Source organism: Pseudomonas sp. (assembly GCF_049645325.1).
Classification (GTDB): domain Bacteria; phylum Pseudomonadota; class Gammaproteobacteria; order Pseudomonadales; family Pseudomonadaceae; genus Aquipseudomonas.
In genome coordinates, this window is sequence record NZ_JBARTQ010000258.1 from 1 (window position 1) to 24,419 (window position 24,419).

Consider the following 24,419-nt stretch of genomic DNA (forward strand, 5'->3'; position numbering starts at 1 on the left):
CACCGCATTCGCGAGCAAGCCCGCTCCCACATTTTTGATTCGGTTTAGGCAGTCAGGTATTCATGCGCTGAAAATGCGCCAGCATCCGCTGCGCATCCGGCACTTCGCCACTGAATAACTCAAACGCCTTCACCGCCTGAAACACTGCCATGTTGCCGCCATCCAGCGTGCGGCAGCCCAAGGCGCGGGCGTTGCGCAGCAGTTCGGTTTCCAGCGGGAAGTACACGATTTCCGCAACCCACACGTCAGCCCGCAGCAGCGCGGGCGGCACCGGCGTGCCCGGCAGCTTGGCCATGCCCATCGGCGTGGTGTTCACCAACCCATCCGCCTCGGCCATGGCGTTTTCCAAGTGGTGGCCGACCTGGGCGCGCCCGCTACCGAAGCGCTGGGCGAGGTTATCCACAAGGTCGCGGGCGCGGGCCACGTCGACGTCGAAAATACTCAAGTGCTGCACACCCTCGGCCAGCAGCGCGTGAGCCACCGCCGCGCCCGCGCCGCCAGCGCCCATCTGCACGACGCGCTGGCGGGCGACGTCATTCAAGTGCCGGCGAAACCCTTCGGCAAACCCCAAGCAATCAGTGTTGTGGCCGATGCGTTTGCCGTCCTTGAACACCACTGTATTGACCGCACCAATGCCGCGCGCCTCGTCAGACAATTCATCAAGCAACGGCAGGATCGCCTGCTTGCACGGGTAGGTAATGTTCAAACCGGTGAAGTGCATCAACTCGGCGGCATCGAGCAGGTCGGGCAGGGCGTTGATGTTCAGTTGCAGGGGCTCCAGGTCGATCAGGCGATACAGGTATCGCAGGCCCTGGGCGTCACCTTCCTGCTCATGCAGGGCGGGCGTTCGCGAGGCCTGGATGCCGGCGCCGATCAGGCCGGCGAGGATGCGCGGTTTCATCGGGCTCATCCTTTCAGCGTGTGGCTGAAGTGTTCCAGGGCCAAGTGGTAGCCGTGGCTGCCGAAGCCTGCGAGCACGGCCTTGGCGATGGGCGACACAAACGAGTGATGCCGAAATGCCTCGCGCGCATGCACGTTGGATAAATGCACCTCGATCACTGGCACTTCACTGGCCACCAGCGCATCGCGGATCGCCACGGAGGTGTGGGTCCAGGCCGCCGGGTTGATCACGATGCCGGCGCAACGGGCGCGGGCGCCGTGGATCCAGTCGAGCAGTTCGCCTTCGTGGTTGGTCTGGCGAAATTCGATCTTCAACCCGAGTTTTTCCGCGCTGCGACCGCACAGCGCGGCGACGTCGGCCAGGGTTTCATGGCCGTAGGTGGCAGGCTCGCGGGTGCCGAGCAGGTTGAGGTTGGGGCCGTTGAGCACCAGCACGATGGGCGGCATAAGGGGTATCTCCACGATTATTATTGGTTGTGGAGATAAAATGTACTGAATGGTTAGTTTGGTCAATCGAGTGCGAGACGTTGTGACGGGATGTGTTCGATTACCGAACTCTGAATGAAGGAATGCGAGGTTATCGCAAGTGCCTGACACGATGCAGTGGGGCAGCGAACCATTTTGAATCTGGTGAGGGCGCCCGATAGCGTGGGGATTAATGTATGAAAATCGTAAAAGCCAAAGTCTATCCCGATGTACCGCTCACAGAGGCCGATATCGATAAGGCCATCGCACGTGGGCGCAAGCTGAAGCGTTTGTACGCCAATGCCAGCTCTGTGCGCTATGAAGACGACAGCATCTCCATTGGCTTCAGCGACGGCAGCCGCGTCATGTTGCCGGTGGCCGGCCTGCCGGAGTTCGAAGGGTTTACACCGCAGGACTTTCAGCAGTTGGAGGTGGGTTTTGGCGGCAAGGCGCTGTGCTGTGAGGCCCGGGATCTGGATGTTTCGATCACGGGGCTGATCGCTACGAGTCAGCCCTTGATGGACCTGGCCACGAGCATGGTGGCGTCGCGCAACGGCCGCAAAAGCAGCGCCGCCAAGTCTGCCGCCGCCCGTGCCAATGGCAAGAAGGGCGGGCGGCCGCGCAAGGAAATCGTGGAACCCGGGGATTCACTGGATACGTGAAGATCCAATGTCGGAGCCGGCCCGTGTGGGCGCTGGCTCTAACCTGTGGATCAACGCCGCGTCAGCAACACCCCGGACTCCATATGGTGCGTCCACGGGAACTGGTCAAACAGCGCACACTGGGTAATCGCGTGCGTGTCATGCAGTTGCGCGATGTTCGCCGCCAACGTCTCCGGGTTGCAGGAGATGTACAGGATGTTGTCGAAACGCCGGGTCAGCTCGCAGGTGTCCGGGTCCATGCCGGCGCGCGGCGGGTCGACGAACACGCTACCGAATTCATAGCTTTTCAGGTCGATGCCGTGCAGACGGCGGAACGGGCGCACTTCGTTGAGCGCTTCGGTGAGTTCTTCAGCAGACAGGCGCACCAGCGTGACGTTATCCACTGAGTTTTCATCGAGGTTGCTCAGGGCCGCATTCACCGAGGTCTTGCTGATCTCGGTGGCCAGCACTTTGCGCACGCGCGTTGCCAGCGGCAGGGTGAAATTGCCGTTGCCGCAGTACAGTTCCAGCAGGTCATCCGGGCGGTCGCCCAAGGCTTCGTATGCCCAGTTGAGCATCTTCTGGTTCACCGTGCCGTTGGGCTGGGTGAACGCGCCTTCAGGCTGGCGGTAGCTGAACGTGCGCCCGCCGACGTCGAGTTTTTCCACCACATAGTCGCGGCCGATCACATCGCGTTTGCCTTTGGAGCGGCCAATGATGCTGACATTCAAGTCGGCAGCCAGCTGGTTCGCGGCGGTGTGCCAGTGTTCGTCCAGCGGGCGGTGATAGCACAGGGTGATCATCGCATCGCCGGCCAGGGTGGTGAGGAACTCCACCTGGAACAGCTTGTGGCTCAGGGCGGCGCTGGCTTGCCAGGCGGCCTTGAGTTGCGGCATCAACTGGTTGATGCGCAGGCTGGCGATAGGAAATTCTTCGATCAGGATCGGCGTGCGCTTGTCGTCCTGGGAAAACATTGCGTAGTGGCGCTCGCCGCCTTCGCGCCACAGGCGGAACTCCGCCCGCAGGCGGAAGTTCTGCAGCGGCGAATCGAAGACCTGTGGTTCGGGTGCGTCGAACGGTGCCAGCAGGTCACGCAAGCGCGTGACCTTGTCTTGCAGTTGAGCGGTGTAGCTTGCGGCGTCAAAAGTCATGCGTTGAACCAGCCCAGCTTGATCACAAACAGAATCGACAGGATCACCAGCGCCGGGTTCAGCTCACGGTAGCGGCCCGAAAGCAGCTTGATGGCGGTCCAGGCGATGAAACCGAAGGCAATGCCGTTGGCGATGGAATAAGTGAAGGGCATCGCCAGGGCGGTGATCACCACCGGCGCTGCCACAGTGATGTCATCCCAGTCGATTTCGGCCAGGCCCGAGGTCATCAGCACGGCCACGAACAGCAGGGCGGGTGCGGTGGCGAAGGCAGGAACGCTGGCGGCCAGTGGCGAGAAGAACAGCGCCAACAGGAACAGGATCGCGACCACAATCGCCGTCAAACCGGTACGGCCACCGGCGCTCACGCCCGCAGCAGACTCGATGTAGCTGGTGGTGGTCGAGGTGCCCAGCAGCGAGCCGGCCATGGCGGCGGTGCTGTCGGCGATCAGCGCACGGCCCATTTTTGGCATGTGGCCGTCCTTGCTCATCAGGCCGGCGCGCTTGGCGACGCCGATCAGGGTGCCGGAGTTGTCGAACAGGTCGACGAACAGGAACGCGAAGATCACGCTGACCAGGCCGATATCCAGTGCGCCTTTGATGTCCAGCTGCAGGAAGGTCGGGGCCAGGGACGGAGGCATCGAGGTCACGCCGCCGAACGGGGTGAAGCCCATCACGATGGAGACGATGGTCACCGCCAGGATGCCGATCAATACAGCGCCGCGCACGGCCAGGGCTTCGAGCGCAACGATCAGCACGAAGCCTAAGGTCGCGAGGATCGGCGCCGGTTGCTTCAGGTCGCCCAGGCCGACCATGGTGGCCGGGTTGCTGACCACGATGCCGGCGTTGTGCAGCGCGATCAGCGCCAGGAACAGGCCGATACCGGCGGCAATGGCCGAGCGCAGGGGCAGGGGGATGCTGTTGATGATCCACTCACGGATGCGGAAGATCGACAGCAGGAAGAACAGCACCGCCGAAATGAATACCGCGCCCAGCGCTACCTGCCAGGTGTGGCCCATGTGCAGGACCACGGTGTAGGTAAAGAAGGCGTTGAGGCCCATGCCCGGCGCCAGGGCGATCGGGTAGTTGGCGATCAGGCCCATCACGGTCGAACCGATGGCGGCGGCCAGGCAGGTCGCGACGAATACCGCGCCCTTGTCCATGCCGGTCTCGCCAAGAATGCTCGGGTTCACGAACAGAATGTAGGCCATGGCCAAAAAGGTCGTGATACCCGCGAGAATCTCGGTGCGCACGTTGGTGTTGTGTGCCTTGAGTTGAAACAGCTTTTCCAGCATGCCGGCTCCCTGTGACGCTAGTGTGCGTCGTTATTTGTTGACCTCTAAGTCAAAGCACAAACTGCGCCAAGCGCCTGTGGTTTCAGAGAGGATCGGAAAAAGCGGCGCATCATACCAGCAGCCGAGGCCGTGTGGTGCATGGGCTCGGTGTTGTGAACAATCGCTCTGATTCATGGCCTTGAGGCATACTGCGCCGACGTTCAATTCAGGGTCATCGACAGCATGAAAAAAGCCAACGCGGGGAGTCTAGCTCTGATCGCCAGTATCAGCCTGTTGCTTGGCGCAGCACCGGCGTGGGGCGCTTCTGCACCGCCCTTGAGCGAAGTGCGCGTGTTCAAGGTCGAGTCGGCGCGTTGCACTGAAACCATTCCGGAGCGCGCGCAGAGCACGCAAATGTGCACCCATCGCGGGCCGACCAGGGTCTCGGTGATGGAAGTCGGCCTGGGCAACAACCCCATGGGGCGCTTCGATGGCGCTGAACTCAACGGGCAACGCACGCCGGTGTGCCAGGTTGGTAATATCAGCCAGGCCTGTGCCGGCGCGGGCACGGTGATGGGCTACATCTATGTGTTTGACCTGAATGTCGAAGCCCCAGGCTGGTTCCAATTCAGCAACTCCTCGATCAACGGCCCGCAGAACACCCTGAAAACACTGCTCAACATCCGCTGATCAATTGCCTTGAACGCTCAAAACCCCGGGAAGTCGTACCCCTGAGACGGCGATTTTCCTGAACGCCGCGGATGTACACCAACCCGTGAGGTGTTTATGAGCGCGAACCCCAATGGCGCGGCGGCCCAGCCGTACGTCAGCCACCCGATACGCCTGACCCTCAACGGCCAGGAACGCCAGTTGAGTGTGTTGCCCTGGACCACGCTGCTGGACCTGTTGCGTGAACAACTCGACCTGGTCGGCAGCAAAAAGGGCTGTGACCACGGCCAATGTGGTGCCTGCACCGTGTTGCGCGATGGCAAACGCGTGAACGCCTGCCTGACCCTCGCGGTGATGTGCGACGGCGCCGAGCTGACCACCATCGAAGGCCTGGCCGTCGGCGACCAGTTGCACCCGATGCAGCAGGCGTTCATCAAGCATGACGCCTTCCAGTGCGGCTACTGCACCCCTGGCCAGATCTGCTCCGCCGTCGGCTTGGCCAATGAGGGCCGCGCCCATGACAGCGCGCAAATCCAGGAACTGATGAGCGGCAACCTGTGCCGTTGCGGCGCCTACACCAACATCCGCGATGCCATCGAAGACGCCTTGCCTGCCTGCCGAACGCCTGGAGGTGAGCAATGAACCCGTTCCAGTACAGCAAACCGGCCGATGTTCACGCCGCGGTCCACCTGAGCAGCGCCGCCTCGCGCTTCATTGCCGGTGGCACCAACCTGCTCGACCTGATGAAAGAAAACATCAGCCGCCCCGAACACCTGATCGACATCACCGGTCTGCCGTTGCAAGGCATTAAAGAAACCGCTGACGGCGGCGTGATGATCGGCGCCCTGGTGAGCAATGCCGACCTGGCGTGGCACCCGTTGATCGAACAGCGCTACCCGTTGCTGTCCCAGGCCATTCTCGCCGGGGCCTCGCCGCAACTGCGCAATATGGCCAGCACCGGCGGCAACCTGTTGCAGCGCACGCGGTGTTACTACTTTTATGACGCCAGCGTGCCCTGCAACAAGCGCGAACCCGGCAGCGGTTGCCCGGCGCGCACCGGCTTGAACCGTATCCACGCCATCCTTGGCGCCAGCGAACACTGCGTGGCCACCCATCCTTCCGATATGTGCGTGGCCCTCGCGGCGCTGAACGCCACGGTGCATGTGGAAGGGCGCGGCGGCGCGCGCGTCATCGAGTTTGCCGATTTTCACCGGCTGCCCGGCGACACACCGCAGCGCGACAACCTGCTCGCCGACGATGAGCTGATCACGGCCATCGAACTGCCCGCCGACTCTTTGGCCCGCCACAGCCACTACCTGAAAATCCGCGACCGCGCGTCCTACGCCTTTGCGCTGGTGTCTGTCGCCGCGGCGCTGGAACTGGACGGTGACACCATCGTCGACGCGCGCCTGGCGCTCGGCGGCGTGGCGCATAAACCCTGGCGTGACCGTGCAGTAGAAACTGCGCTGATTGGGCAGGCCGTCAGCCGCGAAGCCTTCGGCAACGCCGCCGATGCCCTGTTGCAAGACGCCGAGCCACTGGAACACAACGCCTTCAAGATCAAGCTGGCGCGCCGTGCAATTATTCGCGCCCTCAGCGACGCCGCTGTCGCAGGAGAACGCTCATGACCGCTATCGGTAAACCCCTGGACCGCGTTGACGGTCTGCTCAAGGTCACCGGCCAGGCGCGCTATGCCGGTGAGTTTCCCGAACAGGGCCTGCTCCATGGCAGTGTGGTCTCCAGCACCATCGCCAAAGGCCGTGTCACGAAAATCGACACCTCCAAAGCCCTGGCCCTGCCGGGCGTGGTCATGGTGCTCGATCACCTCAACCGGCCGAAACTCGCCAGTTACGACGATGCGTTCGCCGACGCCGATGCGGCCGACGGCTCGCCGTTTCGCCCGCTGTACAACGACCGCGTGCTCTACAGCGGCCAGCCCCTGGCTCTGGTGATCGCCGACAACCTGGAACTGGCGCGGCACGCCGGCTCGCTGGTGGAAATCGAGTACGACACTGAAGCCTTTGAAACGGACCTGGTCGCGCTGCAAGAGCAGGCGCACCCGTCGCCCCAGACGCCGCCTGCGCCACGCGGCAACTTCCAGGCCGAATGGAGCGCCGCCGCCGTCAGCCTGGACATGCACTACAGCACCCCGATCGAACACCACAACCCCATGGAGCCGCACGCCAGCACCGTGCTGTATCAGCCGGATGGCACGCTGCATATTCATGACAAGACCCAGGGCCCGCAAAACTGCCAGGCCTACGTGCAAAAGGTCTTTGGGCTGGACAAAAGCCAGGTGCGGATTTTCGCCGCGTTTGTCGGCGGCGCCTTCGGCTCGGGCCTGCGCCCGCAGTATCAACTGCCGTTGGCGGTGATGGCGTCTCTGGCGCTCAAACGCTCGGTCCGCGTGACCCTGACCCGCCAGCAAATGTTCACCTTCGGCTACCGTCCGCGTACGTTGCAGCGGCTGCAGATGGGCGCGGCGGCGAATGGTCGTTTGCTGGCATTGGCGCACACCGCCATTGGCCAGACGTCACGCTTCGAAGACTTCAGTGAACACGTGGTCGAGTGGAGCGGCATGCTCTACCAGTGCGACAACGTGCAGTTGACCTACAAACTGGTGCCGCTGGACGTGTTCACCCCGCTGGACATGCGCGCACCGGGCGCCGCGTTGGGTGTGATCGGCCTGGAATGCGCCATGGACGAACTCGCCTGCGCCCTGGGCATGGACCCGGTGCAACTGCGCTTGATCAACTACGCCGAGCGCAACCAGAACGAAGACAAACCCTGGTCGAGCAAAGCCTTGCGCGAATGCTACAGCGAGGGCGCCGAGCGCTTTGGCTGGAGCCAGCGCAACCCGGAGCCGCGCAGCATGCGCGATGGCCGCCAGTTGATCGGTTGGGGCATGGCCGGTGGCGTGTGGGAGGCGATGCAGATGAAGGCCAGCGCCAAGGCGCGGATCGACGCGGATGGCAAGTTGACCGTCAGCAGTGCCACCACGGATATCGGCACTGGCACCTACACGGTCATGACCCAGATTGCGGCCCAAGCCAGCGGTGTGGCCATGGATGACGTGCGCTTCGTGCTGGGTGACTCTTCATTGCCCACCGCGCCGTTGCAGGGCGGCTCGTTTACCGTGTCGTCCGTCGGCACCGCCGTGCAGCAAGCCTGCGAGGCCCTGAACGCCACGCTGCTGAAAATCGCTGGGCAAACCTACCCGGTATTCAAGGACGCTGAATCCGTGCGCTTTGAGGACGGCCAGTTGCACACAGGTGACGTCAGTGTGTCATTAGCCCAACTGGTGAAAGACAGCGGCGAAGACGCGCTGGAAGTGCAAGTCGACAGCGAGCCTGACAAGAAACGCGAGGGTTACGCCACGGCCACGCATTCGGCGGTGTTCGTGGAAGTGCGGGTGGATGAAGACCTCGGCACCATCAAAGTCAGCCGGGTCGTCAGCGCGATTGCGGCCGGGCGCGTGGTCAACCCGAAAATGGCCCGCAGCCAGATTCTCGGCGGGGTGGTGTGGGGCATCGGCATGGCGTTGCACGAAGAAACCCAGGTTGACCATCAACTGGGGCGCTACATGAACCACAGCCTGGCCGAGTACCACATCCCGGTAAACGCCGATATTGGCGAGATTGACGTGGTGTTTGTCGAAGAGCACGACAAGATCGTCAATGCCCTTGGGTCCAAAGGCGTGGGTGAGATTGGCATTGTCGGCGTGGCGGCGGCGGTGGCGAATGCCATTTATCACGCGACCGGCAAGCGCGTGCGGGACTTTCCGATCACGCTGGATAAGGTGCTGTAACCCATATGCGACCCACTGAGGGCCAAATGTGGGAGCTGGCTTGCCTGCGATAGCGGTGGGTCAGCTCCCTTATCTGTTGGCTGACACTCCGCTATCGCGGGCAAGCCCGGCTCCCATCGGTACCGGGCGGGTGGCTTATAGCTTGGTTTCTTCCACCGGCACATGCATCCGGTCGCGGTTGGCCAGGCTTGGGAACAGCTTGATCCACACCCCAGTCACCAGCAGCGTGCCGATTCCGCCCATGACCACGGCGGGCACCGTGCCGAACCAATGGGCGGTGATCCCCGATTCAAATTCGCCGAGCTGGTTCGATGCGCCGATAAACAGACCGTTGACCGCGCTGACCCGCCCGCGCATTTCGTCCGGGGTTTCCAGTTGCACGAACGAGGCACGGATCACCATGCTGATCATGTCCGCTGCGCCCAGTACCACCAGCACCGCCATGGAAAACCAGAACGACGTCGACAGCCCGAACGCGATGGTTGCCACACCAAACACGCCGACGGCGGTGAACATCACGCGGCCAACATGGCGGTCCACCGAAAACCGCGCCAGCCACAACGACATCAACAGTGCGCCCACCGCCGGTGCCGAACGCAGTAACCCCAGGCCCCACGCGCCGGTCAGCAGGATGTCTTTGGCAAACACCGGCAGCAACGCGGTGGCGCCGCCCAGCAGCACGGCGAACAGGTCGAGGGAGATGGCGCCGAGGATGTCCGGACGGCTGCGGATAAAGCGGATGCCGGCCAGCAGCGAGTCCAGGGTCGCCTTGCCTTTGTTAAGCGGCGTCTGGCGCGCGGGCAGGTTGAGGGTGAGCACGCAGGCAATCAGGTACAGCGCCACGGTCGGGCCATAGACCCACACGCTGCCAAACGCATAGAGCAAACCGCCGAGGGCCGGCGCCACGATGGTCGCCAGTTGCTGGGCCGATTGCGACGACGCCACGGCGCGTGGAAACAGGGCGGTCGGCACGATGCTCGGCAGCAGCGCTTGAGTGGTGGGCATTTCAAACGAGCGCGCAGCGCCGAGCAGGAAGGCAAGGATGAAGATCATCTCGCGGGTCACGTTGCCGGTCAGGCCGCCGATGGCCAGGGACAGCGCGATCAATGCTTGCACGGTCTGGCAGATGGCGGCGACTTTGCGCCGCTCATAGCGATCGGCCACATGCCCGGTGTGCAGCATGAACACTACGCGCGGGATGAACTCCACCAGGCCGACAAGGCCCAGGTCCAGCACGTTGCCGGTCAGTTGGTAGAGGTTCCAGCCGATGGCCACGGTGAGCATTTGGAAGCCGCTGGCGGTGAAAATCCGCGCCAGCCAGAACGCGATGAAAGGGCGGTGGTGACGCAACAGCAACGCAGGTTCACTAGGCATCGGGAATACAGATCAGGGGCGGAGGGAGTGGCGAGATTAGCATCAAGCTGTAACAAATAGTTGCAAGGGTTTGCCGGGGGCTTGGCTGAGGCAAGCTGTCACGCGGCAATGAGCCACACGGCCATTCGCGCAAAATGGGACTACTCTTTCAGCAATGCTTGATTCAGATCAAAACCGTCCCCGGGTTTGTTCTGGCGGCCGAGAGGCCAAATTCCCTGCGTGTTTGGTTAAAAAAAGAAACGAATTGAAATTCGGCACACTCCATATCCGTGGGGGCAGTGGGTGCAGGCTCCCAGCCAGCAGCCGGTATTACCTGACAGAGGAAGACATATGTTCGGTTTGGAGGCGCTAGATCTCGCCCGAATTCAATTCGCGTTCACCATCTCTTTCCACATCCTGTTCCCGGCGATCACCATCGGCCTGGCCAGTTACCTTGCGGTGCTGGAAGGCTTGTGGCTCAAGACCCACAACGACACCTACCGTGACCTCTACCATTTCTGGTCGAAGATCTTTGCCGTCAACTTCGGCATGGGCGTGGTCTCCGGGTTGGTGATGGCCTACCAGTTCGGCACCAACTGGAGCCGCTTCTCGGACTTCGCCGGCGCCGTCACCGGGCCGCTTCTGACGTACGAAGTGCTCACGGCCTTCTTCCTTGAGGCCGGTTTCCTCGGGGTCATGCTGTTCGGCTGGAACAAGGTGGGGCGCAAGCTGCACTTCTTCGCGACGGTGATGGTGGCGGTCGGCACGCTGATCTCGACTTTCTGGATTCTCGCCTCCAACAGCTGGATGCAGACGCCGCAGGGCTTTGAAATCATCGACGGCCGGGTGATTCCCACCGACTGGCTGGCGGTGATCTTCAACCCCTCGTTCCCCTACCGCCTGATGCACATGGCCACGGCGGCCTTTGTGGCCACGGCGTTCTTTGTCGGCTCGTCGGCGGCGTGGCACTTGCTGCGCGGCAAAGACAACCCGGCGATCCGCACCATGCTGTCGATGGCCATGTGGATGGCCCTGATCGTCGCGCCTATCCAGGCGGTGATCGGTGACTTCCACGGCCTCAATACCCTCAAGCACCAGCCGGCGAAAATCGCCGCGATCGAGGGGCACTGGGAAAATATCGGCAATGAGCCGACGCCGCTGATCCTGTTTGGCTTGCCGGACATGAAGGCGGAAAAAACCAAATACGCGGTCGAAATTCCCTATCTGGGCAGCCTGATCCTCACGCACTCCCTGGACAAACAAGTGCCGGCGCTCAAGGACTTCCCGCCTGAGGACCGCCCGAATTCGACCATTGTGTTCTGGTCGTTCCGGGTCATGGTCGGCCTGGGCTTCCTGATGATCTTCACCGGCCTGTTCAGCCTCTGGCTGCGCCGGGGCGACAAAATGTACACGTCCAAGCCGTTCCTGTACCTGGCGTTGTGGATGGGCCCGTCCGGCTTGATCGCGATTCTCGCCGGTTGGTTCACCACCGAAATCGGTCGCCAGCCGTGGGTGGTCTACGGGCTGATGCGCACGGCGGATGCGTCCTCCGGGCATAGCCTGGCGCAGATGACGATTACCCTGGTGTTGTTCGTGGTGGTGTACTTCGCGCTGTTCGGCGCAGGGCTGGGCTACATGATGCGCCTGGTGCGCAAAGGGCCTCAGACCCACGAAGGCAGCGAACCCACCCATGGTGGCCCTGGCCAGAAACGTACACCGGCCCGTCCGTTGTCGGCTGCCGATGATGGCAACGACAACGATTACGACGACCTCCAGCACAAGGGGCATTGAGATGGGTATTGATCTTCCGCTGATCTGGGCCGTGATCATCATCTTCGGCATCATGATGTACGTGGTGATGGACGGCTTCGACCTGGGTATCGGCATCCTCTTTCCGTTTATCCCCGGCAAAGTCGACCGTGACGTGATGATGAACACCGTCGCCCCGGTGTGGGACGGTAACGAAACCTGGCTGGTCCTCGGTGGCGCGGCGTTGTTCGGCGCGTTCCCGCTGGCTTATTCGGTGGTGCTGTCGGCGTTGTACCTGCCGCTGATCCTGATGCTGATCGGGCTGATCTTCCGCGGCGTGGCCTTCGAGTTCCGCTTCAAGGCCAAGGACGAAAAACGCCACCTGTGGGACAAGGCGTTTATTGGCGGCTCGATTGCGGCGACGTTCTTCCAGGGCGTGGCGCTGGGCGCGTTTATCGACGGCATCCCAGTGGTCAACCGCCAGTTTGCGGGTGGCTCGCTGGACTGGCTGACGCCGTTCACCCTGTTCTGTGGTGTGGCGCTGATCGTGGCGTATGCCTTGCTCGGCTGTACCTGGCTGATCATGAAGACCGAAGGCAAGTTGCAGGAACAGATGCATAACCTGGCGCGGCCGTTGGCCTTCGTGGTGCTGGCGGTGATGGGTATCGTCAGCCTGTGGACGCCGCTGGCGCACCCGGAAATCGCCTCGCGCTGGTTCACGCTGCCGAACCTGTTCTGGTTCCTGCCGGTGCCGATCCTGGTGCTGGTGACCATGTTTGGCTTGTTCCGCGCCGTGGCGCGCCATGCGCACTACACGCCGTTCCTGCTGACGCTGGTGCTGATCTTCCTCGGTTACAGCGGCTTGGGGATCAGCCTGTGGCCGAACATCATTCCGCCGTCCGTGTCGATCTGGGACGCCGCCGCGCCGCCGCAAAGCCAGGGCTTCATGCTGGTGGGCACGTTGTTCATCATCCCGTTCATCCTGGGCTACACCTTCTGGAGCTACTACGTGTTCCGCGGCAAGGTCACCCACGAAGACGGTTATCACTAGGAGGGTCGTACCATGTCCGGCAAACCGTCGTTGCACGAGATCGAACAGGCCGAGAAACAGCCGTTGTGGCGGCGCCTTGGTTGGCTGGCGATGATCTGGACCGGCAGCGTGCTGGCCCTGTTCGTCGTGGCCAGCCTGATGCGCATGTTCATGAATGCGGCCGGCCTGACCACTCACTGACATCCCGATCCGGGCTTCGCGGCCCGGCTTTCAGCCCTGCCTTTCGCAAGAGAGGCAGGGTTTTTTTATTTGCGCGCTTTGAGGATCACGAATTTTGGCGTGGTGGCGACGTGCTCGACGCCACGGAACAGCCGCGCCAGCTTGGTGTGATAACCCAGGTGACGGTTGCCGACGATATAAAGGGCGCCACCGACCACCAGGGTTTCCCGCGCCTGCTGGAACATGCGCCAGGCGAGGAAGTCGCCCACTACCTGCTGCTGGTGGAAAGGCGGGTTACACAGCACCACGTCCAGCGATTGTGGCTCCTGGCCCGCCAAACCGTCGCCGGCACGCACCACCACCTCGCGATCACCCAGCGCGGCCTGCCAGTTCTCGGCGGCCGACTGCACGGCCATGTACGACTCGTCCACCAGCGTGTACTGCGCGTCAGGGTTTTGCAGGGCACTGGCGATTGCCAACACGCCGTTGCCGCAACCCAGGTCTGCCACGCGGGCGCTGCCGAGGTTGTTTGGCAGGTGCGGGAGGAACGCGCGGGTGCCGATGTCGAGGCCTTCGCGGCAGAACACGTTGGCATGGTTGAGCAGCTCGATAGCCGGCGCATCCAGGCTGTAACGGGTGGGGTAGGGTGAGACGGCGCTAGGGCGAGCTTCAACAGTGGCAATCAGCAGCCGGGCCTTTTTCACCGCCAGCGAGGCGTGCATCGGGCCTATGTAGCGCTCCAGCAATTCACCCGCCGCCCGTGGCAGGTGCTTGACCATCGCCCCGGCGATCACCTCGGCGCCCGGCGCCAATTGCCCTTGCAGGCGAATCAGCTGTTCTTCGAGCAAGGCCAGGGTTTTCGGCACGCGGATCAGCACCCGGTCAAACGGCCCGGTCGGTACAAGGTTCGCGGGGATGAACGGCACCGCATCAAACGCCTTGGCGTTGCGCACCAGGTTCTTCTCAAGACCCTGGGCCGCGAGGAACGAATCACCGCTGGACGTTACCTGCACCTTGCCTTCAAGGCTTGCCGCCAAGGCACCGAAACTGTCATTGAGCACCAGCACGCGGGTGGCGGCGCTCGGCTGCTGGCTGGCCAGATGGCTGAGCAGGTACTCGTCGGCAGCGTCGAACGCTTGCAGCGGATCATTGTGTTGCTCTGGCTGGCGGATCAGATCGAGCTGGGCGAAGGGGCTGTCAAGCAGGGGCATGGCGGGGGAGGCTCTGGGTCATCAATGGGTGTTCAGCGAGTCTGGGGAGGCGGCCGAACCGTCTGAGTGAACTGCGAGGCGGCGCCTGTGGGGCTGCGTCAACACTCAGAATTGGCCGTAAATGTTACTTTTTTTTCAGCGGGAATACATGCGGTGTTTGCGCTTCAGTCAAACAACCCCGCTTTGGAGGCGCGGAGCACCGCGGCAATCTTGCTGTTGACCCCCAGCTTCCTCATCGCACTGCTGACGTGAAAGCCTACGGTTCGCGGTGTGATCGACATGATATTGCCGACTTCGTCTGCGGTTTTGCCCATGGCCGACCATTTGAGAATTTCCGTCTCACGTGGCGTCAACGTGCTGGGCGGGTGGATGCAGGGTTTGTCGGCATATTTTTGTGCGACGACCGCGTGCATTGCATGGCAAAGCCACAACACCTGGCCTGCCTTTTCGTAAAGTTCCTGGGGGGTGACGTCACCTTTGCTGCGTCCCAGGGTCAACATACTGAAAATCCCCTGGAAGTCGTGGACGGATTGGGTCCAGCCCAGATGCACGCCGAAAGACTGGGCCAGGTCCCACAAGTTAGGGGCCTCACTGAAGATTTTTTCCTCCCAGAGAACAGGGAACACACTGCGTTTGCACAGAGCAACAACCGGGTCTACATCGAAGAAGTGTGCGCGTTTATAAAGCGCGGTCCATTCATTGGGGTAGTTGCTGATTTGAAGCGGTTCTGTGTGGTTGTCGGATAATTGAGAACTCATCGTAAAAGAGCAAAATTGGAAGCCGAGCTCAAAGGTTTTATTGGTAACCATTTCAAATACGCTGGTTATCTCGCTCTCGCCTTCCAGTGTGGGAAGCCGTGTGTTGCGCCAGTTGACCATCGGTAACTCTCCATAGGTTTCTCCGTGACTTGGGTACGTCCTGATCCCCCAAAGCGGCACGAAATTGAGTGTAGGACATGGCTTACACGGCAAGATGAAATTTTCATTATTGCTTGGGCTGAGTTAAACGCGGTTGTGCGCCATGTTAGTTTGAGCGTCCCGACATGAAGGGGGTTTGTTCTGGTTTTTTAATGACTTGAAGCTGCTGTAACGCTCAACTAACAGCGCCGAGAGTGCACGTAATAGAAGAACCCGGCGTGGCTTAATAGCTAATTGATCAGAGCTGCGGCTAAAAGCCATCACCTTGCAAATGAGGGATGTCACTACAAACCGCCGGTGTTTCCGCTGACGACTTTGAGGGACACTAGGGCACCTGTAGATCGGAGCCCCCCATGACGGCCAGTGCTGAGAAATTTACCCGCCAGACCTTGCTCGACGTGCAATCGCTGACCCCCAGCCTGTTTACCTTGCGCACTACCCGCGACGCGGGGTTTCGCTTTACGGCCGGGCAATTCGTGCGCCTGGGGGTCTCCAAGGCCGATGGCAGCACCGTGTGGCGTGCTTATTCCATCGTGTCGTCGCCGTTTGACGAGCACCTGGATTTCTTTTCCATCGTGGTGCCGGGGGGCGAGTTCACCAGTGAACTGAGCCGCCTGAAGGTCGGCGATACGTTGATGGTCGAGCGCCAGGCCACGGGGTTTTTGACCCTCAACCGCTTTGTGGACGGGCGTGACTTGTGGCTGCTGGGCACTGGCACCGGGGTGGCGCCGTTCCTGTCGATCCTGCAGGACTTCGAGGTCTGGGAAAAATTTGAGCGCATCGTGCTGGTGTACAGCGCCCGCGAGGCCAAGGAACTGGCCTACCAGTCGTTGATCGAGGAACTGGGTGAGCGCGAATACCTGGCCGAGTACGCGCACAAACTCACTTACCTCCCCATCGTCACGCGCGAGCAGCACCCGGGCGCCTTGAACGGGCGCATCACCACGTTGATCGAGAATGGCGAACTGGAGCGTGCCGCCGGCGTTGCGCTGACCCCGGAACACTCGCGCGTATTGATTTGTGGCAACCCGCAGATGGTCGACGACACCCGCCAACTGCTCAAACAGCGCGACATGCAACTGAGCCTGAGCCGTCGGCCCGGGCAAGTGGCGGTGGAAAACTACTGGTAACAAAAAAGGCGCCTCAAGGGGCGCCTTCTTTCCAGGCTCGCCGGTTAGAGCGGCTTGTCGTTCTGTGCCTTGAGCAGATCGCGGATCTCGCCCAGCAGCACTTCTTCCTTGGTCGGTGTTGGCGGCAAGCTTGGCGCCACCGCCTCTTCGCGCTTGAGGCGGTTGATCGCCTTCACGCCCATGAAGATGGCAAAAGCGACGATCACGAAATCGATCACGCTCTGGATGAATTTGCCGTACGCCAGCACCACCGCGGGCACATTGCCTTGCGCCGCCTTGAGCGTTATCGCCAGGTCCCCGAAGTCCACGCCACCGATCAACAGACCGATAGGCGGCATTACCACGTCGCCTACAAATGAGGAAACAATCTTGCCGAAGGCGGCGCCGATGATGATACCGACGGCCATATCGACCACATTGCCTTTGACCGCGAAGGCCTTGAACTCACTGATCACGCCCATAAGTTATTCCTTGTTACAGATGAGAAGGGTGGAGGTCAGTGTAAGTCAGTCGTAGAGGGCTTGCGCGACACAACCGTTAACACTGTTAGTTTTTATCGACACATTAAATCGCAAATAGTTTGCAAAGTGCCACCAATCGCGCGCGAAATACGCGCCATTTCAGTGGGTTACCACACTATTTTCTTTATCGGGCCGGTACGGCTTTTCTATTTATCTTCTGACTCGCAGGTCACTAGCCTCTGGCAAGCACGAATGAATGTGCATAAAAAAACCAGAGGATCCCTCGATGAATACTCCCATGAGCCGCAGGCCACTGTCGGCGCATCACGCGCTGGCACTGGTCACCGCCAGCCTGCTGTCCCTTTCCGTGCAAGCCGCCAACCTGACCCGCGATAACGGCGCCGCGGTCGGCGATAACCAGAACTCGCAAACCGCCGGCGCCAATGGCCCGGTGCTGCTGCAAGACGTGCAGCTTATCCAGAAGCTGCAACGCTTCGACCGCGAGCGCATCCCGGAGCGCGTCGTACACGCCCGTGGCACCGGCGCCCACGGCACCTTTACCGTCACCGACAACCTCAGCGACCTGACCAAAGCCAAAGTCTTCGCCGCTGGCGAAGCCACTCCGGTGTTTGTGCGCTTCTCGGCCGTGGTGCACGGCAACCATTCACCTGAAACCCTGCGCGACCCGCGCGGCTTCGCCACCAAGTTCTACACCGCCGAAGGGAATTGGGACTTGGTCGGCAATAACTTCCCGACGTTCTTTATTCGCGACGCCATCAAGTTCCCGGACATGGTCCATGCGTTCAAACCGGACCCGCGCACTAACCTGGATGACGACTCGCGCCGCTTCGACTTCTTCTCGCATGTTCCAGAGTCCACCCGTACATTGACCGAGTTGTACTCCGACTCCGGCACGCCAGCCAGTTATCGTGAAATGGATGGTAATGGCGTACATGCTTACAAGTTGATTAATGCTAAAGGTGAAGTGCACTACGTCAAGTTCCACTGGAAGAGCCTGCAAGGCATCAAGAACCTTGACCCTAAACAAGTGACTGACGTACAGGGTCGCGATTACAGCCATATGAGCAATGACTTGGTCACCCATATCAACAAGGGCGACTTCCCCAAGTGGGACTTGTATGTGCAAGTGCTCAACCCTGAAGACTTGGCCAAGTTTGACTTCGACCCACTGGACGCCACCAAGATCTGGCCGAATGTGCCGGAACGCAAAGTCGGGCAAATGGTGCTGAACCGCAACCCGGCGAATGTGTTCCAGGAAACCGAGCAAGTGGCCATGGCCCCGGCCAACCTGGTGCCAGGCATCGAACCGTCGGAAGACCGTCTGCTGCAAGGTCGCGTGTTCTCCTACGCCGACACGCAGATGTACCGCCTGGGGCCGAACGCCCTGCAACTGCCGATCAACGCCCCACGGGTGACCGTCAACAACGGTAACCAGGACGGCGCGATGAACGGCGGCAACACCACCACTGGCGTCAACTACCAGCCAAGCCGCCTGTTGCCACGGGAAGAACCGCAGGCCGCGCGCTACAGCCAGTCGGCGCTGTCGGGCAGCACCCAGCAGGCGAAGATCCAGCGTGAGCAGAATTTCAAGCAAGCCGGTGACCTGTACCGTTCTTTCAACAAGAAAGAGCGCCAGGACTTGATCGACAACTTCGGTGGCTCGCTGGCGACCACCGATGACGAGAGCAAGCACATCATCCTGTCGTTCCTGTACAAGGCCGACCCGGAATATGGCACTGGCGTGACCAAAGTGGCCAAGGGCGACCTGGCACGCGTTAAAGCGCTGGCAGAAAAACTCACCGACTGACGTTGGTCCCGGTCGACGTCCTGCAGAGGGCGTCGGCTCCCGTTAGGAGAATTCCCATGCGTATTTCTATCGGTCTGTTGATGGCGATGCTGGCGTTTGTCGCCCAGGCAGACGCTTCCGACCCGGTCGCGCTCAAGGCGCAGTTGCAGGACTACTATTTCGACGCCGCCCGTCGTGGCGATGTCGACATGCTCAACACCTTCATCGACTCCGGCTATAGCCTCAACACCCAGGACGACAAGGGTTACACCGCGCTGATTCTCGCCGCCTACCATGGCGAAGGGGCTTACGTAGAAAGGTTGCTGGCCGCCGGTGCCGACGCCTGTGTGCAGGACAAGCGCGGTAATACCGCGCTGATGGGCGCGATCTTCAAGGGCGAACTGAAAATCGCCCAACGCCTGCTGTCCACGCCTTGCAACCCCGACCAACGCAACGGTGCCGGGCAGACCGCCGCCATGTACGCGGGGCTGTTCAAGCGCGTCGAACTGCTCGATGAGCTGAAAGCCAAGGGCGCCGACCTCAATGCCGAAGACCCGAACGGCAACAGTGCTTCACGATTGGCCAGTGGTGAAATCCGGACCCCGGCGCCGCGCTGAGCTATCATCGCGGTTTTTCGGTTGGAGGTTCTCAAATGGCAAAGGCCAAGCGCATGTACGGCTGCACGGAGTGCGGCGCGACCTTTCCCAAGTGGGCCGGCCAATGCACCGAGTGCGGTGCGTGGAACACCCTGACTGAAACCATGATCGAAAGCGGCGGCGCGGCAGCCCCGACCGGCCGAGCCGGCTGGACTGGGCAACAGGCGCAGATCAAGACCCTGGCCGAAGTCAGCGTCGAAGAAATCCCGCGTTTCTCCACCGCCTCCGGCGAACTGGACCGCGTGCTCGGCGGCGGCCTGGTGGACGGCTCGGTGGTGCTGATCGGCGGTGACCCCGGCATCGGCAAATCGACCATCCTCCTGCAAACCCTGTGCAGCATCGCCAGCCGCATGCCGGCGCTGTACGTCACGGGTGAAGAATCCCAGCAACAAGTGGCCATGCGCGCCCGACGCCTGGGCCTGCCCCAGGATCAGCTGCGGGTGATGACCGAAACCTGCATCGAAAGCATCATCGCCACGGCCCGCATCGAAAAACCCAAGGTCATGGTGATCGACTCGATCCAGACGATTTTCACCGAGCAGCTGCAGTCGGCGCCGGGCGGCGTGTCGCAGGTGCGCGAAAGCGCGGCGTTGCTGGTGCGCTATGCCAAGCAGAGCGGCACGGCGATCTTCCTGGTCGGGCACGTGACCAAAGAGGGCGCACTGGCCGGGCCACGGGTGTTGGAACACATGGTCGACACCGTGCTGTATTTCGAAGGCGAGTCCGACGGCCGTTTGCGTTTGCTGCGGGCGGTGAAGAACCGGTTTGGCGCGGTCAACGAACTGGGCGTGTTCGCCATGACCGACCGCGGGCTGAAAGAAGTCTCTAACCCTTCGGCGATTTTTCTCACGCGCGCCCAGGAAGAAGTCCCGGGCAGTGTGGTGATGGCGACGTGGGAAGGCACCCGGCCGATGCTGGTGGAAGTGCAGGCGCTGGTGGACGACAGCCATTTGGCCAACCCGCGCCGTGTGACCCTCGGCCTGGATCAAAACCGTTTGGCAATGCTGCTCGCGGTGCTGCACCGTCACGGCGGCATTCCCACCCACGACCAGGATGTGTTTCTCAACGTGGTCGGCGGGGTCAAGGTGCTGGAAACCGCGTCTGACCTGGCCTTGATGGCGGCGGTGATGTCCAGCCTGCGTAATAAACCACTGCCTCACGACTTGCTGGTGTTCGGTGAAGTCGGCCTGTCGGGCGAAGTGCGCCCGGTGCCGAGCGGCCAGGAGCGCCTGAAGGAAGCGGCCAAACACGGCTTCAAGCGCGCGATCGTGCCCAAGGGCAATGCACCGAAAGAAATGCCGCCCGGGCTGCAGGTGATTGGCGTCACGCGCCTTGAGCAGGCGCTGGACGCACTGTTCGAATAAATCAGGGATGAATGCCATGCAACCATTGAATCGCTGGGGCGCGGTCGCCCTGTTTATCGCCTTGGCCGGGCTGCCCGCCAGCGCCTGGGCGCAGTTGCCGGCCGGTTACCGCCTGGCTCAGTCGCAGGCAACCGAAGACGGCAACGTCTTGCAGGTGTTGGAAGACCAACGCATCAGCGCCCAATTGCACAAAGACAGTTGGGGCAACGGGCTGGACGAGGATTCGTTCGACGAACCCGGCGACCTGGTGGAAAACCCTCTGCTTGAAGCCCAAGTGCGCTTGCTGTCGGCCGCCGGTGAGGTGATCGCCCACGAAGACCTCGGGTACCCCTTGGCAGAGGTCAACAAAGCGCCGCTCAAAGGCCTGCCGCACGCTGTGTATTTTTTGATCGTCGACCAGACGGCGCCCATGGGCAGCTACAGCGGCCCGGCAACGCAGTTGCTGCTGCCGGGCACGCAGCGACTCAACCCCATGACTTACACGGACGCAGACGGCAAGGTTAAACCGCTGTTTTTGGCCCAGACCGGCAAAGCCGCCTGGCAGATCGCCACGCCAGCCGGTGGTGCGGACGAACTGCTGCAAGTGTCGTCCTTTATGGACGGTGAGGGCGACGATGACTTCGCTACCCGTTATACAACCTACCGTTTCGCGGACGGGCAATGGCAGGCCACGTCGCGTCAGAAAGCCGGTTACTGGGACACGGAAAGCGACTTCCCGGCGCGTACGGCGTTTCCCTGAAGCCTCACACCTGCAGTAACGCCGCCAGTTCGCGGTGCAGTTCTTCCTCATCGCCCAGGTTCAATTCGATCAGCCGCCGCAGATGGCTGATCGAGTCCAGGTCGATGTGCTCGCACACAAACCCCAGCTGGCCATGATCGTCGTGGGCGAGCTTTACCTGCATCTTTATATGGGCGTGTGGGTCCAGGCGAATATCCACGTCGAACGGCTGCCTGGCATCGCCGCGCCAGTCGTCAGGGCGTTGCACCAGCAAACCCTTGAGCGACAGGTCCAGCAGCTGCACCGGCCAATTCCAGCCACTTTGTGCAAGGCTGGTCCTCGCGTCGAAGGCGACCCGCCGAAAACGACGGCGATCAGACGGTTGCTCGGTCATGGTGAACCCCTCTGTGAATAGAAGCAGTGTAGCCCCGGGCCATCACCCGGCTTTTATTTCTGCTTTTTTTGCGATTGCAAGGCTCTAGACCAATGTAGGGGGGTGGCCTTTAAAGCCAACAGCGCTAAACTCGGGCTGGCTGTCCTTTCTGTCCACCCTGGCTGGAATATAAAAATGAAAAATAATAATAGCCTGCTACGCCACCTACCCTGGCTGGTGCTGGCAATCGTAGGAGCGTGCGCCCTGGGCGTAGTGGCCTTGCGCCGCGGCGAGGCGATCAACGCCTTGTGGATTGTGGTCGCTGCTGTGGCCATCTATCTGGTTGCGTACCGTTACTACAGTCTGTTCATCGCCAACAACGTGATGCAACTTGATCCACGGCGGGCCACCCCCGCAGTGCTCAACAATGACGGTCTGGACTACGTGCCGACCAACAAACACATTCTTTTCGGTCACCACTTTGCGGCGATTGCCGGTGCAGGCCCCTTGGTCGGCCCGGTGCTGGCGGCGCAAATGGGCTACTTGCCCGGCACGCTTTGGCTGATTGCCGGGGTGGTGCTGGCGGGTGCAGTACAGGACTTCATGGTCCTGTTCATGTCCACCCGTCGCAACGGCCGTTCCCTGGGAGACATGGTCCGCGAAGAGATGGGCCGCATTCCGGGGACCATCGCGCTGTTCGGCTGCTTCCTGATCATGATCATCATCCTCGCGGTGCTGGCGCTGATCGTGGTCAAGGCCCTGGCCGAGAGCCCTTGGGGCATCTTCACCGTGATGGCGACCATCCCGATCGCGATGTTCATGGGCGTGTACATGCGCTACATCCGCCCGGGCCGCATCGGTGAAATCTCGGTGATTGGCGTGCTGTTGCTGCTGGGTTCGATCTGGCTGGGCGGGCAGATTGCCGCTGACCCGGTGTGGGCCAAGGCGTTCTCCTTCACCGGCATCCAAATTACCTGGATGCTGGTCGGCTATGGCTTCGTCGCGGCGGTACTGCCGGTGTGGCTGATCCTCGCACCACGTGACTACCTCTCCACGTTCCTGAAAATCGGCACCATCATCGCCCTGGCGATCGGCATTCTGGTCACCATGCCAGAGCTGAAAATGCCGGCCCTGACCCAATTCATCGACGGCACCGGCCCGGTGTGGAAGGGCGGCCTGTTCCCGTTCCTGTTCATCACCATTGCCTGTGGCGCGGTCTCGGGTTTCCACGCGCTGATCTCTTCGGGCACCACGCCCAAGCTGCTGGATAACGAAGTCAACTCGCGCTACATCGGTTACGGCGCCATGTTGATGGAATCGTTCGTCGCCATCATGGCCATGGTTGCCGCTTCGGTGATCGAGCCAGGCGTGTACTTCGCCATGAACAGCCCGGCTGCGGTCGTCGGCGCTGACGTTGTAACGGTTGCGCAAACCGTCAGCAGCTGGGGCTTTGCCATTACCCCGGACGCGTTGATGGCGGTGGCCCATGACATCGGCGAAACCACCATCCTGGCGCGTGCCGGCGGTGCGCCGACGCTCGCAGTGGGTATCGCGCAGATCCTGCACAGTGTGCTGCCGGGTGAAAACACCATGGCGTTCTGGTACCACTTTGCGATCCTGTTCGAAGCGCTGTTCATCCTCACGGCGGTCGACGCCGGTACCCGTGCCGGTCGCTTCATGCTTCAGGATTTGCTCGGTTCCTTCGTGCCGTCGCTCAAACGCACTGAGTCCTGGACGGCCAACCTGATTGCTACAGCGGGTTGCGTGGCGATGTGGGGTTACCTGCTGTACCAAGGCGTGATTGACCCACTGGGCGGTATCAACACCTTGTGGCCGCTGTTCGGTATCTCCAACCAGATGCTCGCCGGTATCGCGCTGATGCTCGCGACCGTTGTGCTGATCAAAATGAAGCGCCAGCGCTACATCTGGGTGACCATGCTGCCGGCAGTCTGGCTGCTGATCTGCACCGTGACCGCAGGCTTCATCAAGCTGTTCGACGCCAACCCGGCGATCGGCTTCCTGTCGCTGGCGAAGAAGTACAGCGATGCCCTGGCCAACGGCCAGATCCTCGCCCCGGCCAAAAACATCGACCAGATGCAGCACGTGATCTGGAACGCCTACACCAACGCAACGCTCACGGCCCTGTTCCTGTTCGTGGTGTTCAGCATCCTGTTCTATGCGCTCAAGGTCGGCGTCGCCGCCTGGGGCAACAAAGAGCGTACGGATAAAGAAGCCCCGTTCCAGGCTGTTCCGGACGCGTAATCGAGGATTGCAACCATGTTCAATGACATCAGTCGCCTCGGTAAATACCTCGGTCAGGCCGCGCGCCTGATGGTCGGCATGCCCGACTACGATACGTACGTCGAGCATATGCAAACCAAGCACCCGGACAAACCGATGATGGACTACAAGGCGTTCTTCCGGGAACGCCAGGAAGCCCGTTACGGCGGCAAGGGTGGGCCCAAGTGCTGCTAGCCCGCCTGTTGGGTTAGCGCATTCCTCTGTGGGAGCAGGGCTTTATGTGGGAGCTGGCTTGCCTGCGATAGCGTCACCGCGGTGTAACTG

24 protein-coding genes are annotated in these 24,419 nt (G+C 61.4%); 15 read left to right on the forward strand and 9 right to left on the reverse strand.

Features of this window, described 5'->3' with window-relative positions:
• Window positions 1-52 precede the first annotated feature (52 nt).
• Together WBB95_RS11215 and aroQ are read right to left on the reverse strand one after the other, a co-directional pair.
• Window positions 53-901 carry a shikimate dehydrogenase gene (locus WBB95_RS11215; protein ID WP_424487656.1) on the reverse strand — a complete coding sequence of 283 codons (849 nt, stop codon included), beginning with the start codon at window positions 899-901 and terminating at the stop codon, window positions 53-55.
• A 5-nt stretch (window positions 902-906) separates the two neighbouring features.
• On the reverse strand, window positions 907-1,347 hold the full coding sequence (gene aroQ, locus WBB95_RS11220; protein ID WP_017253796.1) for a type II 3-dehydroquinate dehydratase: 441 nt from the start codon (window positions 1,345-1,347) through the stop codon (window positions 907-909).
• A 215-nt stretch (window positions 1,348-1,562) separates the two neighbouring features.
• Here aroQ and WBB95_RS11225 point away from each other — a divergent pair, with 215 nt between their 5' ends.
• Complete coding sequence (locus tag WBB95_RS11225) at window positions 1,563-2,027, forward strand: DUF2442 domain-containing protein (RefSeq protein WP_424487657.1); 465 nt, start codon at window positions 1,563-1,565, stop codon at window positions 2,025-2,027.
• A gap of 50 nt (window positions 2,028-2,077) precedes the next feature.
• Here the strand turns inward: WBB95_RS11225 and trmA are convergent, their stop codons facing one another.
• Window positions 2,078-3,157, reverse strand: a complete 1,080-nt coding sequence (trmA, locus tag WBB95_RS11230) for a tRNA (uridine(54)-C5)-methyltransferase TrmA (RefSeq protein WP_424487658.1) — start codon at window positions 3,155-3,157, stop codon at window positions 2,078-2,080.
• Window positions 3,154-4,449, reverse strand: a complete 1,296-nt coding sequence (locus tag WBB95_RS11235) for an NCS2 family permease (protein ID WP_424487659.1) — start codon at window positions 4,447-4,449, stop codon at window positions 3,154-3,156. Before WBB95_RS11235 ends, trmA begins: the two co-directional genes overlap by 4 nt.
• A gap of 222 nt (window positions 4,450-4,671) precedes the next feature.
• On the opposite strand from WBB95_RS11235, the gene WBB95_RS11240 reads away from it, so the two are divergent.
• The 4 genes from WBB95_RS11240 (at window position 4,672) to WBB95_RS11255 (ending at window position 8,905) form a co-directional block, all read left to right on the forward strand.
• Window positions 4,672-5,118: a DUF4879 domain-containing protein gene (locus tag WBB95_RS11240; RefSeq protein WP_424487660.1), complete on the forward strand. Its 447-nt coding sequence runs from the start codon at window positions 4,672-4,674 to the stop codon at window positions 5,116-5,118.
• A gap of 96 nt (window positions 5,119-5,214) precedes the next feature.
• The gene (locus tag WBB95_RS11245) at window positions 5,215-5,739 is read left to right on the forward strand and encodes a (2Fe-2S)-binding protein (RefSeq protein WP_424487661.1); all 525 of its coding nucleotides are present in this window, start codon (window positions 5,215-5,217) and stop codon (window positions 5,737-5,739) included.
• The gene (locus tag WBB95_RS11250) at window positions 5,736-6,725 is read left to right on the forward strand and encodes an FAD binding domain-containing protein (RefSeq protein ID WP_424487662.1); all 990 of its coding nucleotides are present in this window, start codon (window positions 5,736-5,738) and stop codon (window positions 6,723-6,725) included. Before WBB95_RS11245 ends, WBB95_RS11250 begins: the two co-directional genes overlap by 4 nt.
• Window positions 6,722-8,905 (forward strand): xanthine dehydrogenase family protein molybdopterin-binding subunit, encoded by a 2,184-nt coding sequence (locus WBB95_RS11255; protein ID WP_424487663.1) that lies wholly within the window; start codon window positions 6,722-6,724, stop codon window positions 8,903-8,905. The genes WBB95_RS11250 and WBB95_RS11255 overlap by 4 nt, the downstream gene beginning before the upstream one ends.
• A gap of 135 nt (window positions 8,906-9,040) precedes the next feature.
• Here the strand turns inward: WBB95_RS11255 and WBB95_RS11260 are convergent, their stop codons facing one another.
• Window positions 9,041-10,279, reverse strand: coding sequence for an MFS transporter (locus WBB95_RS11260; RefSeq protein WP_424487664.1), 1,239 nt, complete (start codon window positions 10,277-10,279; stop codon window positions 9,041-9,043).
• A gap of 330 nt (window positions 10,280-10,609) precedes the next feature.
• Between WBB95_RS11260 and WBB95_RS11265 the strand changes: the two genes are divergently transcribed.
• Genes WBB95_RS11265 through WBB95_RS11275 form a run of 3 tightly spaced genes read left to right on the forward strand, consistent with a single transcriptional unit; the run spans window position 10,610 to window position 13,238 of the window.
• A complete protein-coding gene (locus WBB95_RS11265; RefSeq protein ID WP_424487665.1) occupies window positions 10,610-12,049 on the forward strand; it encodes a cytochrome ubiquinol oxidase subunit I in 1,440 nt (479 codons plus the stop codon).
• 1 nt (window position 12,050) lies between these two features.
• Window positions 12,051-13,058 (forward strand): cytochrome d ubiquinol oxidase subunit II, encoded by a 1,008-nt coding sequence (cydB, locus tag WBB95_RS11270; protein ID WP_424487666.1) that lies wholly within the window; start codon window positions 12,051-12,053, stop codon window positions 13,056-13,058.
• A gap of 12 nt (window positions 13,059-13,070) precedes the next feature.
• Complete coding sequence (locus WBB95_RS11275; protein WP_010206690.1) at window positions 13,071-13,238, forward strand: DUF2474 domain-containing protein; 168 nt, start codon at window positions 13,071-13,073, stop codon at window positions 13,236-13,238.
• A 65-nt stretch (window positions 13,239-13,303) separates the two neighbouring features.
• On the opposite strand, the gene WBB95_RS11280 is transcribed toward WBB95_RS11275, so the two are convergent.
• Both WBB95_RS11280 and WBB95_RS11285 read right to left on the reverse strand, forming a co-directional pair.
• Window positions 13,304-14,428, reverse strand: coding sequence for a methyltransferase (locus WBB95_RS11280; RefSeq protein WP_424487667.1), 1,125 nt, complete (start codon window positions 14,426-14,428; stop codon window positions 13,304-13,306).
• Window positions 14,429-14,592: 164 nt separating this feature from the next.
• On the reverse strand, window positions 14,593-15,306 hold the full coding sequence (locus WBB95_RS11285) for a helix-turn-helix transcriptional regulator (RefSeq protein WP_424487668.1): 714 nt from the start codon (window positions 15,304-15,306) through the stop codon (window positions 14,593-14,595).
• Window positions 15,307-15,698: 392 nt separating this feature from the next.
• Between WBB95_RS11285 and WBB95_RS11290 the strand changes: the two genes are divergently transcribed.
• Window positions 15,699-16,475, forward strand: coding sequence for a ferredoxin--NADP reductase (locus WBB95_RS11290; protein WP_424487669.1), 777 nt, complete (start codon window positions 15,699-15,701; stop codon window positions 16,473-16,475).
• A gap of 44 nt (window positions 16,476-16,519) precedes the next feature.
• Here WBB95_RS11290 and mscL read toward each other — a convergent pair whose 3' ends face one another.
• Window positions 16,520-16,936 (reverse strand): large-conductance mechanosensitive channel protein MscL, encoded by a 417-nt coding sequence (gene mscL / locus WBB95_RS11295; protein ID WP_424487670.1) that lies wholly within the window; start codon window positions 16,934-16,936, stop codon window positions 16,520-16,522.
• A gap of 286 nt (window positions 16,937-17,222) precedes the next feature.
• Here mscL and katB point away from each other — a divergent pair, with 286 nt between their 5' ends.
• Genes katB through WBB95_RS11315 form a run of 4 tightly spaced genes read left to right on the forward strand, consistent with a single transcriptional unit; the run spans window position 17,223 to window position 21,502 of the window.
• Window positions 17,223-18,764 (forward strand): catalase KatB, encoded by a 1,542-nt coding sequence (gene katB, locus WBB95_RS11300; RefSeq protein WP_424487671.1) that lies wholly within the window; start codon window positions 17,223-17,225, stop codon window positions 18,762-18,764.
• A gap of 56 nt (window positions 18,765-18,820) precedes the next feature.
• Window positions 18,821-19,360, forward strand: coding sequence for an ankyrin repeat domain-containing protein (locus WBB95_RS11305; RefSeq protein WP_424487672.1), 540 nt, complete (start codon window positions 18,821-18,823; stop codon window positions 19,358-19,360).
• A 35-nt stretch (window positions 19,361-19,395) separates the two neighbouring features.
• Entirely contained in the window at window positions 19,396-20,763 is a 1,368-nt protein-coding gene (radA, locus tag WBB95_RS11310) for a DNA repair protein RadA (RefSeq protein WP_058415058.1), read from the forward strand.
• 16 nt (window positions 20,764-20,779) lie between these two features.
• Window positions 20,780-21,502, forward strand: a complete 723-nt coding sequence (locus tag WBB95_RS11315; RefSeq protein ID WP_424487673.1) for a hypothetical protein — start codon at window positions 20,780-20,782, stop codon at window positions 21,500-21,502.
• Window positions 21,503-21,506: 4 nt separating this feature from the next.
• Here WBB95_RS11315 and WBB95_RS11320 read toward each other — a convergent pair whose 3' ends face one another.
• The gene (locus WBB95_RS11320) at window positions 21,507-21,875 is read right to left on the reverse strand and encodes a PilZ domain-containing protein (RefSeq protein WP_424487674.1); all 369 of its coding nucleotides are present in this window, start codon (window positions 21,873-21,875) and stop codon (window positions 21,507-21,509) included.
• 174 nt (window positions 21,876-22,049) lie between these two features.
• On the opposite strand from WBB95_RS11320, the gene WBB95_RS11325 reads away from it, so the two are divergent.
• Together WBB95_RS11325 and WBB95_RS11330 are read left to right on the forward strand one after the other, a co-directional pair.
• The gene (locus WBB95_RS11325; protein ID WP_424487675.1) at window positions 22,050-24,116 is read left to right on the forward strand and encodes a carbon starvation CstA family protein; all 2,067 of its coding nucleotides are present in this window, start codon (window positions 22,050-22,052) and stop codon (window positions 24,114-24,116) included.
• A gap of 15 nt (window positions 24,117-24,131) precedes the next feature.
• Window positions 24,132-24,329, forward strand: a complete 198-nt coding sequence (locus WBB95_RS11330; protein ID WP_003176208.1) for a YbdD/YjiX family protein — start codon at window positions 24,132-24,134, stop codon at window positions 24,327-24,329.
• Window positions 24,330-24,419 lie beyond the last annotated feature (90 nt).

What these genes read in the sequence shown, in the direction of transcription:
- WBB95_RS11215 (WP_424487656.1), bottom strand. Translation starts at nt 901, where the DNA reads ATGAAACCGCGCATCCTCGCCGGCCTGATCGGCGCCGGCATCCAGGCC.
- aroQ (WP_017253796.1), bottom strand. Translation starts at nt 1,347, where the DNA reads ATGCCGCCCATCGTGCTGGTGCTCAACGGCCCCAACCTCAACCTGCTC.
- WBB95_RS11225 (WP_424487657.1), top strand. Translation starts at nt 1,563, where the DNA reads ATGAAAATCGTAAAAGCCAAAGTCTATCCCGATGTACCGCTCACAGAG.
- trmA (WP_424487658.1), bottom strand. Translation starts at nt 3,157, where the DNA reads ATGACTTTTGACGCCGCAAGCTACACCGCTCAACTGCAAGACAAGGTC.
- WBB95_RS11235 (WP_424487659.1), bottom strand. Translation starts at nt 4,449, where the DNA reads ATGCTGGAAAAGCTGTTTCAACTCAAGGCACACAACACCAACGTGCGC.
- WBB95_RS11240 (WP_424487660.1), top strand. Translation starts at nt 4,672, where the DNA reads ATGAAAAAAGCCAACGCGGGGAGTCTAGCTCTGATCGCCAGTATCAGC.
- WBB95_RS11245 (WP_424487661.1), top strand. Translation starts at nt 5,215, where the DNA reads ATGAGCGCGAACCCCAATGGCGCGGCGGCCCAGCCGTACGTCAGCCAC.
- WBB95_RS11250 (WP_424487662.1), top strand. Translation starts at nt 5,736, where the DNA reads ATGAACCCGTTCCAGTACAGCAAACCGGCCGATGTTCACGCCGCGGTC.
- WBB95_RS11255 (WP_424487663.1), top strand. Translation starts at nt 6,722, where the DNA reads ATGACCGCTATCGGTAAACCCCTGGACCGCGTTGACGGTCTGCTCAAG.
- WBB95_RS11260 (WP_424487664.1), bottom strand. Translation starts at nt 10,279, where the DNA reads ATGCCTAGTGAACCTGCGTTGCTGTTGCGTCACCACCGCCCTTTCATC.
- WBB95_RS11265 (WP_424487665.1), top strand. Translation starts at nt 10,610, where the DNA reads ATGTTCGGTTTGGAGGCGCTAGATCTCGCCCGAATTCAATTCGCGTTC.
- cydB (WP_424487666.1), top strand. Translation starts at nt 12,051, where the DNA reads ATGGGTATTGATCTTCCGCTGATCTGGGCCGTGATCATCATCTTCGGC.
- WBB95_RS11275 (WP_010206690.1), top strand. Translation starts at nt 13,071, where the DNA reads ATGTCCGGCAAACCGTCGTTGCACGAGATCGAACAGGCCGAGAAACAG.
- WBB95_RS11280 (WP_424487667.1), bottom strand. Translation starts at nt 14,428, where the DNA reads ATGCCCCTGCTTGACAGCCCCTTCGCCCAGCTCGATCTGATCCGCCAG.
- WBB95_RS11285 (WP_424487668.1), bottom strand. Translation starts at nt 15,306, where the DNA reads ATGGTCAACTGGCGCAACACACGGCTTCCCACACTGGAAGGCGAGAGC.
- WBB95_RS11290 (WP_424487669.1), top strand. Translation starts at nt 15,699, where the DNA reads ATGACGGCCAGTGCTGAGAAATTTACCCGCCAGACCTTGCTCGACGTG.
- mscL (WP_424487670.1), bottom strand. Translation starts at nt 16,936, where the DNA reads ATGGGCGTGATCAGTGAGTTCAAGGCCTTCGCGGTCAAAGGCAATGTG.
- katB (WP_424487671.1), top strand. Translation starts at nt 17,223, where the DNA reads ATGAATACTCCCATGAGCCGCAGGCCACTGTCGGCGCATCACGCGCTG.
- WBB95_RS11305 (WP_424487672.1), top strand. Translation starts at nt 18,821, where the DNA reads ATGCGTATTTCTATCGGTCTGTTGATGGCGATGCTGGCGTTTGTCGCC.
- radA (WP_058415058.1), top strand. Translation starts at nt 19,396, where the DNA reads ATGGCAAAGGCCAAGCGCATGTACGGCTGCACGGAGTGCGGCGCGACC.
- WBB95_RS11315 (WP_424487673.1), top strand. Translation starts at nt 20,780, where the DNA reads ATGCAACCATTGAATCGCTGGGGCGCGGTCGCCCTGTTTATCGCCTTG.
- WBB95_RS11320 (WP_424487674.1), bottom strand. Translation starts at nt 21,875, where the DNA reads ATGACCGAGCAACCGTCTGATCGCCGTCGTTTTCGGCGGGTCGCCTTC.
- WBB95_RS11325 (WP_424487675.1), top strand. Translation starts at nt 22,050, where the DNA reads ATGAAAAATAATAATAGCCTGCTACGCCACCTACCCTGGCTGGTGCTG.
- WBB95_RS11330 (WP_003176208.1), top strand. Translation starts at nt 24,132, where the DNA reads ATGTTCAATGACATCAGTCGCCTCGGTAAATACCTCGGTCAGGCCGCG.